The sequence below is a fragment of the Rhodococcus sp. 27YEA6 genome, assembly GCF_044908235.1.
Classification (GTDB): domain Bacteria; phylum Actinomycetota; class Actinomycetes; order Mycobacteriales; family Mycobacteriaceae; genus Rhodococcus_F; species Rhodococcus_F qingshengii.
The window spans coordinates 191073-204939 of sequence record NZ_JBIYCY010000008.1 but is presented as its reverse complement, the minus strand read 5'-3'; the positions used below and the strand labels follow the sequence as shown (position 1 = coordinate 204939).

10 protein-coding genes and 2 tRNA genes are annotated in these 13867 nt (G+C 62.9%); all 12 read left to right on the top strand.

Features of this window, described 5'->3' with window-relative positions:
- The first annotated feature begins 24 nt into the window (after window positions 1-24).
- The 12 genes from gnd (at window position 25) to ABH939_RS21235 (ending at window position 13849) form a co-directional block, all read left to right on the top strand.
- Entirely contained in the window at window positions 25-933 is a 909-nt protein-coding gene (gene gnd / locus ABH939_RS21290; protein WP_030536719.1) for a phosphogluconate dehydrogenase (NAD(+)-dependent, decarboxylating), read from the top strand.
- The gene (recF, locus tag ABH939_RS21285; protein WP_058036936.1) at window positions 934-2163 is read left to right on the top strand and encodes a DNA replication/repair protein RecF; all 1230 of its coding nucleotides are present in this window, start codon (window positions 934-936) and stop codon (window positions 2161-2163) included. It abuts the gene before it with no gap.
- Complete coding sequence (locus ABH939_RS21280; RefSeq protein ID WP_003942471.1) at window positions 2156-2701, top strand: DUF721 family protein; 546 nt, start codon at window positions 2156-2158, stop codon at window positions 2699-2701. The genes recF and ABH939_RS21280 overlap by 8 nt, the downstream gene beginning before the upstream one ends.
- Before the next feature lie 124 nt (window positions 2702-2825).
- Window positions 2826-3737: a metal-dependent hydrolase gene (locus ABH939_RS21275; RefSeq protein WP_007729174.1), complete on the top strand. Its 912-nt coding sequence runs from the start codon at window positions 2826-2828 to the stop codon at window positions 3735-3737.
- Entirely contained in the window at window positions 3737-4858 is a 1122-nt protein-coding gene (locus ABH939_RS21270) for a PDR/VanB family oxidoreductase (protein ID WP_039973074.1), read from the top strand. Before ABH939_RS21275 ends, ABH939_RS21270 begins: the two co-directional genes overlap by 1 nt.
- A gap of 28 nt (window positions 4859-4886) precedes the next feature.
- Complete coding sequence (locus ABH939_RS21265; RefSeq protein ID WP_007729179.1) at window positions 4887-5810, top strand: alpha/beta fold hydrolase; 924 nt, start codon at window positions 4887-4889, stop codon at window positions 5808-5810.
- A 197-nt stretch (window positions 5811-6007) separates the two neighbouring features.
- On the top strand, window positions 6008-8044 hold the full coding sequence (gene gyrB / locus ABH939_RS21260; protein ID WP_003942515.1) for a DNA topoisomerase (ATP-hydrolyzing) subunit B: 2037 nt from the start codon (window positions 6008-6010) through the stop codon (window positions 8042-8044).
- Between the two features lie 86 nt (window positions 8045-8130).
- Window positions 8131-10662: a DNA gyrase subunit A gene (gene gyrA / locus ABH939_RS21255; RefSeq protein WP_047272672.1), complete on the top strand. Its 2532-nt coding sequence runs from the start codon at window positions 8131-8133 to the stop codon at window positions 10660-10662.
- The gene (locus tag ABH939_RS21250) at window positions 10662-12056 is read left to right on the top strand and encodes a DUF3566 domain-containing protein (protein ID WP_404650090.1); all 1395 of its coding nucleotides are present in this window, start codon (window positions 10662-10664) and stop codon (window positions 12054-12056) included. The genes gyrA and ABH939_RS21250 overlap by 1 nt, the downstream gene beginning before the upstream one ends.
- 75 nt (window positions 12057-12131) lie before the next feature.
- Window positions 12132-12205, top strand: a tRNA-Ile gene (locus tag ABH939_RS21245).
- Window positions 12206-12381: 176 nt separating this feature from the next.
- Window positions 12382-12454 (top strand) — tRNA-Ala (locus ABH939_RS21240).
- Between the two features lie 285 nt (window positions 12455-12739).
- Window positions 12740-13849 (top strand): hypothetical protein, encoded by a 1110-nt coding sequence (locus tag ABH939_RS21235; protein ID WP_054828211.1) that lies wholly within the window; start codon window positions 12740-12742, stop codon window positions 13847-13849.
- Window positions 13850-13867 lie beyond the last annotated feature (18 nt).

The window sequence follows — 13867 nt, the reverse complement described above, 5'->3', positions numbered from 1 at the left end:
TCGCGCCTGACCAGGGAGAACAGTATGAAGATCGGACTCGTAGGTCTCGGCAAGATGGGCTTCAACATGCGTGAGCGCTTGCGCGCGCATGGCCTCGAGGTGATCGGATACGACCCTCGACCGGAAGTCACCGATGTCGGGTCACTTGCCGAACTCGCTGCTTCCCTCGAGGGACCTCGAGTCGTCTGGGTGATGGTTCCGGCCGGTGACATCACCCAGAGCACCATTGCCGAGCTGGCGGATGCCCTCGAGGGTGGCGATCTGGTCATCGACGGTGGGAACTCGCGTTACACCGACGATACTGTCCATGCCGAGCTTCTGGGCGCCCGTGGGATCGGTTTCCTCGACTGCGGTGTCTCCGGTGGCATCTGGGGCCGTGAGAACGGATACGGCCTGATGGTGGGCGGATCCGAGACCGACGTGGCGAAGGCAATGCCGATCTTCGACGCTCTGCGCCCCGACGGCGACGCTGCAGACGGCTTTGTCCACGCCGGCCCCGTCGGTGCTGGTCATTACGCGAAGATGGTGCACAACGGCATCGAATACGGCCTGATGCAGGCGTATGCCGAGGGGTACGAGCTCCTCGAGGCGGAAAGCCTGATCGCGGACGTTCCGGGCGTGCTCCGAGCTTGGTCGAAGGGGACCGTCGTACGTTCGTGGTTGCTCGATCTGCTTGTCGACGCCCTCGAGGAGGATCCGGAGCTTGCGCAGATCACGGGCTATACCGAGGATTCCGGTGAGGGCCGCTGGACGGTAGAGGAAGCCATCAAGCACGCTGTCCCCGCTCCCGTCATCTCCGCTGCTCTGTTCGCGAGATTTGCTTCACGACAGGATGATTCACCGGCCATGAAGGCGGTGTCGGCCTTGCGCAATCAGTTCGGTGGTCACGCCGTCAAGAGCGCCTCGCCCAAGAATTCGGCTTCTGGAAGCTAAGTGTTCGTTCGTAGATTTTCGCTGCGTGACTTCCGATCCTGGGATTCGCTGACGCTTGACCTCACGCCGGGAACAACCGTGTTCCTCGGTTCCAACGGGCACGGTAAGACGAACGTCCTCGAGTCACTCGGGTATCTGTCGACGCTGTCGTCTCATCGAGTGTCCACGGATGCACCGATGATCCGCAGCGGTTCGACCAGTGCTTTTGCCGGTGCAACGGTGGTCAACAACGGGCGCGAACTGACCATCGACGTCGAACTGATCGAGGGAAAGTCCAACCGCGCCAGGATAAATCAGTCTCCGACGCGTCGCCCACGCGAAGTGTTGGGGATTTTGCAGTCGGTGATGTTCGCGCCGGAAGATCTGTCGTTGGTTCGAGGAGATCCTGGCGATCGTCGACGCTATCTCGACGAGTTGTTGACGTCCCGGATTCCCCGAATGGCTGCTGTCCGTGCGGATTACGACAAGGTGCTGCGCCAGCGTTCGGCGCTACTCAAAACTGCCGGTGCGGCTTTGCGTCGCGGTTCTCGTGGTGGCGAGTCCGACAACGTCCTCTCCACCCTCGAGGTGTGGGACGGGCATCTGGCCGCTCACGGCGCACAATTGTTGGCCGGGCGCCTCGAGTTGGTCCATGATCTGGCGCCGCATCTGGCGGAGTCGTATCGTTCCATCGCACCCGAATCCCGGCCGGCGTCGATTCGATACAAGAGCAGTCTGGGGTCCTCGTTGGATCCCGAATTCACCGATCCTGCAAGGATTTCCGGTATCGACGACGTTGCATACCTCGAGGAGAGATTCCATCTCGAGTTGGCGCAGATGAGGTCGAAGGAAATCGATCGCGGAGTGTGTCTGGTCGGTCCGCATCGGGACGACCTGGAGCTGATTCTCGGCGACAGTCCGGCGAAAGGTTTTGCCAGCCATGGTGAATCGTGGTCTTTTGCGCTTTCGCTGAGACTGGCAGGTTTTGCTCTGTTGCGCGCGGACGGCAGCGACCCGGTCCTGATGCTCGACGATGTCTTCGCGGAATTGGACCGTCGTCGCCGTCGTGCGCTCGCCACCGTTGCCGCCACCGCAGAACAGGTACTGATCACAGCTGCTGTTCCCGAGGACGTACCGGACGAACTCGAGGCGGCCAAGTTCGGCGTCGAAGCCTCCGATACCGGAGACGGTCGGATATCCCGGATAGTGCCCGTAGGCTCGACAGATCAGGAGGTCGAGTTCGATGACTGAAGACAGCAGCGCGGCTCCGGAGCCCGAGCTCAAAGGGATCGATCTGGCGCGCCGTGCCCTCGAGGAGGCACGCGCGACGGCAAAGGCCAACGGCAAGGCCGTCGGGCAGGGGCGATCGTCGCCCAAATACGGAAGTGGCCGACCGCGTCGACGCAGCGGTTGGTCCGGCCCCGGCCCGGATGCGCGGGACCCTCAGCCGTTCGGCGCTCTCACCAGCGCTATCTCCAAATCGCGTGGGTGGTCCCCCAAGGTGTCCGAGGGCACGGTCCTCGGTCGGTGGCCGCAGGTCGTCGGAGAAGACATCTCCGCGCACGCCGAGCCGATCTCTCTGAAAGAAGGTGTTCTCAGCATCTCCGCCGAGTCGACGGCGTGGGCTACCCAGTTGCGCATGATGCAGTCCCAGATTCTGGCCAAGATCGCTGCTGCCGTCGGTGACGGCGTCGTGAAGACACTGCGCATCACCGGTCCGAGTGCGCCTAGCTGGCGCAAGGGTGAAAGGCATGTGAAAGGCCGCGGACCTCGCGATACGTACGGCTGAGGAAAACTCAACCACGCCCTGGTTCTACCTATTACTTCGTGTTACAGTTAAAACTCGCTAGTGAGTGAACTGTGTCACAAGGCTGTCGTTCCCTACCGATCGGCAGGCATGAAGGAGTAGCTAGATGTCGCAGAAGATATCGACACCCGCTTCGTCGTTCGCCGAGCCGGATCACATCCTGTTGCAGGCTCGCAATGTCGAGTTCGACTGGTCCGATCTGCCCATGCACTGGATTCCGGGCGATCCGTTCAGCACACACGTTCTCAACGTGCTTCACCTTCTCCTCCCCGCCGGTGAGGAATGGTTTGTCGAGACCTTCAAGGAAGCTCTTCCTCTGATCGAGGACGAGAAACTCCGTGAAGACGTCGTCGGATTCATCGGCCAAGAGGCGATGCACTCCAACGCGCACTCGGGTGTCCTGGTCCATCTCAAGGAAAACGGCCTCGATCCGACGCCGTACACCCAGCAGATGGAGTGGGCATTCTCGAAGCTGCTCGGACCGCGTCCGATGACGGGTCTGCGTGCCGAGAATCACCTGGTGGAGCGCTTGGCGATCATCGCGGCCATCGAACACATCACTGCTTTCCTCGGCGACTGGGTGCTCAACGCCAAGGGACTGGACAAAGCCGGCATGCACCCGACCATGCTTGATCTCCTTCGCTGGCACGGCGCCGAAGAAGTCGAACACCGAGCCGTCGCGTACGACGTTATGCGCTACTTCGACAAGCGTGAGACCCGCCGGATCCGTACCCAGATCCTCGTCACGCCCGCAATCGTGTGGCTGTGGATTCGCGGTACCCGGTTCTTGATGCGCAACGATCCCGAGCTTGCCGCTCAGGCTCCCAGCCGTCGACGCCCCCACCTGTCCGATTTCATCGCGGCCGGTAAGCGCGGCACAGTTCCCACGTCGTTCGAGCTGGTCAAGCGGATGTCGACCTACTTCAGCAAGTCCTATCACCCCAGTAACGAGGGCTCGACCGCCCAGGCGGTGCAATACCTCGCGTCGTCACCCGCAGCCCAGGCGGCCGCACGGTGATTTCACTCTCGAGGGTCAAGGACGTCATCTCCGGGCACGACGGGTTGCCGCGGTTTCCGGCGCCACCCGATCTGTCCGGCAAGAACCGTCCCGACCGCGCCATGCGCATCACGGAGTTGTTGGCGGACAAGTACCTTCGGGTGTTGACGGCCTACGACTACAACCCCGAGATCGCGGGCCACAACCCCGACACGGCCATGAACATGGTGGTCAGCACACGTGAGGTGGTGGCAACCGACGAGAACGTCGTTCGCCTGCGCTTCGAATCCGCCGACGGCTCACCGATTCCGCCGTGGCATCCGGGTTCGCACCTGGACTTCCATCTACCTTCGGGTCTGCGGCGTCAGTATTCGCTGTGCGGCGACCCGGCCGATCGCACGGGATACAGCGTCGCGGTGCGCCGGATCCCCGACGGCGGTGGCGGTTCCATCGAGATGCACGCTCTCCAGCCCGGTGAGCACGTCACGGTACGCGGACCACGCAACGGCTTCCCGTTTGTCGGAGAAGGCAGCGCGTTGTTCGTCGCCGGCGGCATCGGTATCACGCCGATCATCGCAATGGTCCGTGCGGCAAGAGAATTGGGGATGGACTGGTACTTCGTGTACTCGGGCCGCTCCCGTGAATCCATGCCGTTCCTCGACGAGATCGCAACCTGGGATCCCGAGCGTGTCTTCGTGCGCCCGGACGACGAGTTCGGATTGCCCACCACCACAGACCTTCTCGGACGAGCGCCGGTCGGCGGCGCCGTGTACTGCTGTGGCCCGACGCCGATGCTCGATGCCGTCCGCCGCGGTTTCCGCGATACACCCTCCACCGCTTTGCATTTCGAGCGGTTCGGGGCTCCGCCGGTGATCGACGGCAAGGAATTCGAAGTGCAGCTTGTCAATTCGGGTCAGGTACTCACCGTGCCCGCCGACGAGTCCGCGCTCGACGTCATCAAGAAGACATTGCCCGGTGTCGGGTACTCGTGTCAGCAGGGTTTCTGCGGAACCTGTCGTGTGAAGGTACTCGCGGGTAAACCCGATCACCGCGAAAGGCGTCTGACCGACACCGAACAGGAAACGGAGATGCTCATCTGCGTATCCCGTTCCGACGGTGGACGTCTCGTTCTCGATCTCTAGATATTTCCCGACTCCGAAGGGTTCGACAATGTCGAAGCACTCTCCTGTCCATGCCGTGACCGCGCGTCGCGTGACCAACGGTTCCGTCAGCCTGGCCGTGTTCGAGCAGGGCAAGGCAGACGGCGAGACCATCGTCCTGGTGCATGGTTGGCCCGACACCCATGAATTGTGGAACCGCATCGTGCCTTTGCTGGCAGACGACTTCCGCGTCGTCAGCTACGACAGCCGCGGGGCCGGTGAGAGCACAATCCCCTCGAGGGTGCAGGACTACCAACTGAGCGCACTGGCCGGCGATCTTTTTGCCGTCATCGACGCGGTCAGCCCGGGCAAGCCGGTGCACGTCCTCGCGCACGACTGGGGATCCGTCGAAACGTGGGAAGCGGTCTGCGAGCCGGGTGCCGAAGAGAAGATCGCGTCGTTCTCGTCCATCTCGGGCCCCAATCTCGATCATCTCGGCAAGTGGATCCGGGCGAGCGCGTCCAAGCGTCGTTTCCTCGGCCCGGCGGCGCAGGGAATTGCGTCGGCCTACACCGTTCTGTTCCAGATTCCCGGCCTGTGCACCCTTCCGTTGCGTCTGTGGTTCTCCAAGCACTGGCCGGCGTTTCTGGGCTTCTTCGACGGTCTGGACCCCCGTGTGGTCAACACCGCGCCCACCATCGCCGACGACATGGTGAACGGACTCAAGCTTTATCGCGCGAACATCCGGCCGTCTCTCGGCAAGCCGCGGGATCGGTACACGGACGTGCCTGTTCAGCTCATTCTGAACAAGTACGACAAAGCCGTTCGTCCGGTGGGATACGAAGACACCGAAAAATGGGTCTCCGACCTGCAGCGACGTGAAATTGCCGCGGGACACTGGTCGCCGTTTTCACATCCGGGTGAGGTTGCCGAACATGCGCGGGCATTTATCGCGAGCCTGAGAGAGCGTCGCTCGGAGAAGCAAAGTTCCTAGCGTTTCACCTTCCGGGGATCGTAAAAATTCGTCTGCGGCGCAGCCAGGGGTGTCATTGGCCGCTTCTAGTCGGTGCTTACCAGTAAGATGGTCAACGGTAACTAGCGGCAACATTCTCGAACCCGCTCCGACGACACCCGCAAGGGCTTGCTGACGGCTGCGCTCGAGTATTGACGGAGAAGGAGAGCTACCCACCCGTGGCTGCCCAGAAGTCAGATACAAGCACTTCCAGCAAGGACTACAACGCGTCGTCCATCACCGTCCTCGAAGGACTCGAGGCGGTACGTAAGCGTCCAGGCATGTACATCGGTTCCACCGGTGAACGCGGTCTGCACCACCTCATTTGGGAGGTCGTCGACAACTCGGTCGACGAGGCGATGGCCGGACACGCCACCAAGGTCGAGGTCACCCTCCTCGAAGACGGCGGAATCCGCGTCATCGACGACGGCCGTGGCATCCCGGTCGGCATGCACGCCTCCGGAGTTCCCACCGTCGAGGTCGTGCTGACCCAGCTGCACGCCGGCGGCAAGTTCGACTCCGACTCCTACGCCGTCTCCGGTGGTCTGCACGGCGTCGGCATCTCGGTGGTCAACGCGCTCTCGACCCGGCTCGACGTCGACATCAAGGTCGACGGCTACCGGTGGCAGCAGACGTACACCGATTCCAAGCCGGGAGAGCTCGTACAGGGCGACCCGACGAAGGAAACCGGCACCACCGTCAGTTTCTGGGCCGATCCCGAGATCTTCGAGACCACCCGCTACAACTTCGAGACCGTTGCGCGTCGTCTGCAGGAAATGGCCTTCCTCAACAAGGGCCTGACCATCACGCTGACCGACGAGCGCGCCGAGGTCATCGACGACGAAGCTGCCGAGGTGGCCGAGGCTCCCAAGTCTGCTGCCGAAGAAGCCGAAGAAGCTGCTCAGGCAGCGCCGCGTAAGTCCAAGACCCGTATCTACCACTACCCCGGTGGACTCGAGGACTACGTCCGGCACATCAACAAGAGCAAGACCCCGATCCACAACTCGGTCGTCGGATTCACCGCCAAGGGCACCGGCCACGAGCTCGAGGTCGCAATGCAGTGGAACTCCGGCTACTCGGAGTCCGTGCACACCTTCGCCAACACGATCAACACCCACGAGGGTGGTACCCACGAAGAGGGCTTCCGCGCCGCACTGACCGCAACGGTCAACAAGTACGCGCTCGAAAAGAAGCTGCTCAAGGACAAAGATCCCAAGCTCACCGGTGACGACATCCGTGAAGGACTCGCGGCCATCATCTCGGTGAAGGTCGGTGAACCCCAGTTCGAGGGTCAGACCAAGACCAAGCTCGGCAATACCGAGGTCAAGTCCTTCGTGCAGAAGGCGTGCAACGAGCACCTCGCGCACTGGTTCGAGGCGAACCCCGCCGACGCGAAAACCATTGTGAACAAGGCTGTTTCGTCGGCGCAGGCCCGCGTCGCCGCACGTAAGGCGCGTGAGCTGGTCCGTCGTAAGAGTGCGACCGACCTCGGTGGCCTGCCAGGCAAGCTCGCCGATTGCCGCTCCAACGATCCGGAGAAGTCCGAGATCTACATCGTGGAGGGCGACTCTGCAGGCGGCTCGGCCAAGTCCGGCCGAGACTCGATGTACCAGGCGATCCTCCCGCTTCGCGGAAAGATCATCAACGTCGAGAAGGCGCGTATCGATCGCGTCCTCAAGAACACCGAAGTCCAGTCGATCATCACCGCGTTCGGCACGGGCATCCACGACGAGTTCGACATCGCCAAGCTGCGCTATCACAAGATCGTGCTCATGGCCGACGCCGACGTCGACGGTCAGCACATCGCAACGCTGCTGCTCACGCTGCTGTTCCGCTTCATGCGGCCGCTCGTCGAGCACGGCAAGGTCTACCTCGCGCAGCCGCCGCTGTACAAGCTCAAGTGGCAGAAGGGTGCGCAGCCGGAATTCGCGTACTCCGACCGCGAGCGCGACGCGATGGTCAAGGCCGGCCTCGAGTCCGGCAAGAAGATCAACAAGGACGACGGCATCCAGCGCTACAAAGGCCTCGGCGAGATGAACGCCAAGGAGCTGTGGGAAACCACGATGGACCCGACGGTGCGCGTTCTGCGTCTCGTCACGCTCGACGACGCGGCTGCTGCCGACGAGCTGTTCAGCGTGCTGATGGGCGAAGACGTCGAAGCACGACGCAGCTTCATCACCCGCAATGCCCGGGACGTTCGTTTCCTCGACGTGTAGGCCTGCGGCCCTGTGCGTGGTTGAGGAGTCCCCGGGCTCCTTTTCCGCGCACAGGGGCTTGCCCCCTCTTTTAAGAAAGTGAGCTCATGACCGACACCACGTTGCCACCGGACGGTCCGCAACACGACCGGATCGAACCGGTCGACATCCAGCAGGAAATGCAGAACAGCTACATCGACTACGCCATGAGCGTCATCGTCGGTCGCGCTCTGCCGGATGTCCGCGACGGACTCAAGCCGGTGCACCGCCGCGTGCTCTACGCGATGTACGACAACGGATATCGCCCCGACCGCGGATACGTGAAGTCTGCCCGACCGGTCGCCGAGACCATGGGTAACTACCACCCCCACGGCGACTCCTCGATCTACGACACGTTGGTCCGTATGGCCCAGCCGTGGTCGCTGCGTTACCCGCTCGTCGACGGTCAGGGAAACTTCGGATCCCGCGGCAACGACGGCGCAGCCGCCATGCGTTACACCGAGTGCAGGCTCACGCCGCTCGCGATGGAAATGCTGCGCGAAATCGACCACGAGACAGTCGATTTCACCCCGAACTACGACGGCAAGACGCAGGAACCGACGGTTCTGCCCAGCCGTATCCCGAACCTGCTGATCAACGGTTCCAACGGCATCGCCGTCGGTATGGCCACCAACATTCCGCCGCACAACCTGCGTGAAGTTGCCGAGGCCATCTACTGGGCGCTCGACAACTTCGAAGCGGACGAGGAAGCCACCCTCGCGGCCGTCATGGAGCGCATCAAGGGACCCGACTTCCCCACGCACGGGCTCATCGTCGGTGGACAGGGCATCCAGGACGCCTACACCACCGGCCGTGGCTCCGTTCGTATGCGCGGCGTCGTCGAGATCGAAGAAGATGCCAAGGGCCGCACCACGATCGTCATCACCGAGCTGCCCTACCAGGTCAACCCGGACAACCTGATCACCTCCATCGCGGAGCAGGTTCGTGACGCCAAGATCGGTGGCATCTCCGACATCCACGACGAGTCCTCGGACCGCGTCGGCATGCGCATCGTCGTCACCGTCAAGCGTGACGCCGTTGCCAAGGTCGTGCTGAACAACCTTTACAAGCACACCCAGCTGCAGACCAGCTTCGGCTGCAACATGCTCTCCATCGTCGACGGAGTGCCGCGCACGCTGCGCCTCGACCAGATGATCCGTCTGTACACGGCGCATCAGCTCGAGGTCATCGTTCGTCGTACCAGGTACCTGCTTCGCAAGGCACAGGAGCGCGCCCACATCCTGCGCGGTCTGGTCAAGGCGCTCGACGCTCTGGACGAGGTCATCGCCTTGATCCGTGCGTCGCAGACCGTCGACATCGCTCGCGCGGGATTGATGGAACTCCTCGACGTCGACGAGATCCAGGCCGACGCCATCCTCGGCATGCAGCTGCGTCGTCTGGCCGCCCTCGAGCGTCAGAAGATCGTCGACGAATTGGCCGAGATCGAACTCGAAATCGCGGACCTCGAAGACATTCTGGCTCGCCCGGAGCGTCAGCGCGCGATCGTTCGTGACGAGCTCAAGGAAATCGTCGACAAGTACGGCGACGACCGTCGTACCCGCATCATCGCCGCCGACGGAGACGTCAACGACGAGGATCTGATCGCCCGCGAAGACGTCGTCGTCACGATCACCGAGACCGGTTACGCCAAGCGCACCAAGACCGACCTGTACCGCTCGCAGAAGCGCGGCGGCAAGGGTGTTCAGGGTGCCGGCCTCAAGCAGGACGACATCGTCTCGCACTTCTTCGTCACGTCGACGCACGACTGGCTGCTGTTCTTCACCACGAAGGGCCGCGTCTACCGCGCCAAGGCTTACGAACTGCCCGAGGCGAGCCGTACAGCTCGCGGTCAGCACGTTGCCAACCTGCTGGCATTCCAGCCGGACGAACGCATCCAGTCCGTCATCCAGATCAAGACGTACGAAGACGCGCCTTACCTGGTGCTCGCCACTCGCAACGGTTTGGTCAAGAAGTCCAAGCTCACCGACTTCGATTCCAACCGCAGCGGTGGCATCGTCGCCATCAACCTGCGCGGTGAAGACGAACTGGTCGGCGCTGTCCTCTGCTCCGCCGAAGACGACCTCCTTCTCGTCTCGGCACAGGGCCAGTCGATCCGCTTCTCGGCCACCGACGAGGCACTGCGTCCGATGGGCCGCGCCACTTCCGGTGTCCAGGGCATGCGTTTCAACGGTGACGACGAGCTGCTCTCGCTCAACGTCGTTCGTGAAGGAACGTTCCTCCTGGTCGCCACGTCGGGCGGTTACTCCAAGCGAACCGGCATGGAGGACTACCCGGTGCAGGGTCGCGGCGGCAAGGGCGTGCTCACGATTCAGTACGACAAGAAACGTGGCACTCTGGTCGGTGCGCTCATCGTCGACGACGACGACGAGCTGTACGCGATCACCTCGGGCGGCGGCGTCATCAGGACGGCTGCCAAGCAGGTTCGTAAGGCGGGACGCCAGACCAAGGGCGTGCGTCTGATGAACCTCGGCGAAGGCGACACACTGCTCGCGATTGCGCGCAACGCCGACGAGCCCGAAGAGCTCGCTGCAGAGACCACCGACAACGCAGACAATGCCGATGGAGCTAAGGAGTCCTAGTGAGCACTCCCAACCAGCCGGGCAGTGACCAGAAGAGCGAAAGCACTTCAGGTTCGACGCCACCGAAGCCGGAGCAGGCAACTGCTCCGGCGGGGCCGCAGACCTCGAAACCTGCAGCTCCAGCGGACGGCGGACCCAAAGCTTCTGAGGCAGCTCCGGCGCCCAAGGCACCGGAGCCGCCTCGCGGCCCGTCGGCTCAGAAGCCGGCGGGTGGGGCTTCCGACGTCGCGGGTGCGGCCAAGGGTCAGGCTCCTTCCGCTCCTTCTGTGGCTCCGGCTGCGCCGGTAACTCCGGCAAAGGGTGACGGTCAGGCTCCGCCGCAACCGGTTGCCAATCAGGCTCGTGGCAGCCAGGCGCCGCCGTGGCAACGCGGACCCCAGCCGTCGGGTCAGCCGCAGGGGCAGCCAGCTCAGAACCCCGCTGCTCAGAACCCGGCGTCCAAGGCCCCGGCGTCGAAGGCTCAGCCACCGCAGAATCAGGCTCCGCAAAGTCAGCCGCAGACCAACATCACGCGCCCAGCCGGCGCTGGTGCTCCTGCGGGTCGACCGGCAGCTCCTGCCGGGGGTAAGCCGCCTGCGGGTCCGCAGCGTCCTGCAGCGGCAGGCCCTGCGCAGGGTGGTCCGGTGCAGGGTGGTCCGGCCAAAAACCCCGCGCAGGGTGGTGCGCCGAAGGGACAGCCGCAATCGGGTCGTCCCGCTGCCGGTGCACAGACGGGTCGTCCTGCCGGCAACCCGTCGGCACGTCCCGTCGTGACGGGAACGGCGGCTGCCGCAGCTACCGGTGGCGTCGCCGGCGCGGCAGCAGCCAAGGCTGTTACACCCTCGGGCACAAATCCCAAGGCTGCAAACGCCACGGTCGCCAATCCCACGGTCGCTAATCCGAAAGCAAAAGCCGCCGCGATCGACGGGCCGACCCGGCACATCGATCGCAAGGATCTACCAAAGGACATGCCTGACCTCTCCGAGGCCAAGCATCCGTTGCCTGCTGCGGTGAAGGGTGAGAAAACTCACGCCGTATCGGCTTCGGTCGTGGACGGTGCGCCGCTGCGCGCAACGGTCCAGATCCGTCGTATCGACCCGTGGTCCACGCTCAAGATCACATCCGTGATCTCGGTGTCGCTGTTCTTCGTGTGGATGGTGGCCGTCGGACTGCTCTACGTCGTTCTCGACGGCATGGGCGTCTGGGATCGCCTGAACAACGCGTTCACCGACATCGTTGCCGACGGCGGCTCCGACGGTCTGGTGACGGCCGGCCAGGTGTTCGGCTACGCCGCGCTGATCGGCATCGCGAACATGGTGCTTTTCACGGCACTCGTCACGATCGGATCGTTCATCTACAACCTCTGCAGCGACCTGGTTGGCGGCGTAGAGGTAACTCTCGCCGACCGCGACTGACCTGCGAAAACATTGCTCCGCCGGGCCCGTTTTGGTGTCAGCGGCCCGGTGGGGTAATCTTTGGAATCGGTTCAGGGGCCTATAGCTCAGGTGGTTAGAGCGCTTTACTGATAATGAAGAGGTCGGAGGTTCAAGTCCTCCTAGGCCCACTCCCATGTGCCGAAGAAGGGTTGCTGGAATGAAGGTTTTCCTGCTTGTCGGGGCCGGAATTCTGGTAGCTCTCGGGGTCACCAAGCTGATCAAAAGTCAGCGCGGAGACAAGGTTTGGCACGATTTGGAAACAGGATAGAACCTAGGTACTCTGACTCCGGTCAGAAAACCGAACGGGGCCTTAGCTCAGTTGGTAGAGCGCTGCCTTTGCAAGGCAGATGTCAGGAGTTCGAATCTCCTAGGCTCCACAGTAAGAAAACACCCTCCCGGGATCCGGGAGGGTGTTTTTGTATGCCGATGTACCCGATCTCTGCTCGCCCCGGCCGGTGCCCGACTTGCCCGACTTGTGTGCCCCCGTTTTTGAGCGAACGGCACTTTCGGCGCACTGAAGGCGATGAACATGCCGTTCGCTCGGAGTGGGGTGGCCAGAACCGCGCCCACTATGGACCGTTCGTCCCGAATTCTCCGGAAAGTCTAGTGGTCATAACCAGCCGGGCGTAGCGTGAGGAGAACCCAATTTCAGGAGGTTCGTAGTGCTTCACAACGACATTCCCAGCCACGGTGAAATTGCCGCACTCGCGGAGGTGGAAGGGCCCACCTGCATCACCATCGTGACTCCGACTGAAGATGCGCCGCAGGATTACGACAAAGCGCGCATAGCCTTCAAGGACCAGGTCCGCTCGGCACTCGCATCGGTGGAGGATCCGGCCGAGCGCAAGCAGTTCGAGGCCGAATACGCAGAGCTCGACGACGACGACGATTTCTGGCGCTTCCAGTCGCGCTCATTGGTCACGTACGCGACGCCGGACCGTCTGGTGACCTTCCGCCTCCCCAACCGTCTGCAGGCGCTCGAAACGGTCAGCGATCGGTTTCATCTCAAGCCACTGCTCCGTTCGGTGACGTTCCCCCAGACGGCGTTTGTTCTCGCTCTGGCAGAGGGTTCGGTGCGACTGATCGAGATCGCTGCCGATCAGCCGGCCGACGAGGTTCGTGTTCAGGGAATGCCGAAGAACGCTGCGGATCACGCGGGCAAGTCGTCAATCAACAGCCGTACCGAAGCGGGTCGGTTGTCGGGGTCGGACAGCCGAAAGTTGCGCGTCAATCAGTACGCCCGCGCAGTCGATCACGAGGTCCGCGGTGTGCTCGCCGGCCGTGACGTCCCCTTGATTCTGGCCGCTGCGGAACCCATCGCGTCGGTGTATCGCTCCGTGAATTCGTACCGCCACCTGGTCGACAAAACCGTCGAGGGAAACCCGGAAGCCTTGTCGACGCAGGAAGTGGCGGACGGTTCGCGTCCGGCGCTCGACGACTTCCATGCCGAGCAGCTGGCGGCGGTGCGGGACACCTTCAATGTGCGCACGGAACAGGGACGCACTCAGACGGACGTCGCCGACGTGGCAACAGCCGCGACGTACGGACAGGTCGACACCGTTTTCATCGACATAGATTCCGTCGTACCCGGAAGTCTCGATCCCCAGACGGGCGCTCTCACGACCGGTGAGTCGACTAACGGAAGCACCTACGGGGTCGTCGACGAGATCGCTCGTCGTGCGCTCCTGACGGGTGCGCGGGTGCTCGCTGTTCGCGCGGAGGACATTCCGGGCGGCGGCGCAGTTGCCGCGATTTTGCGCTTCGCCCCGTAAACAGACTGGACGCGTGTG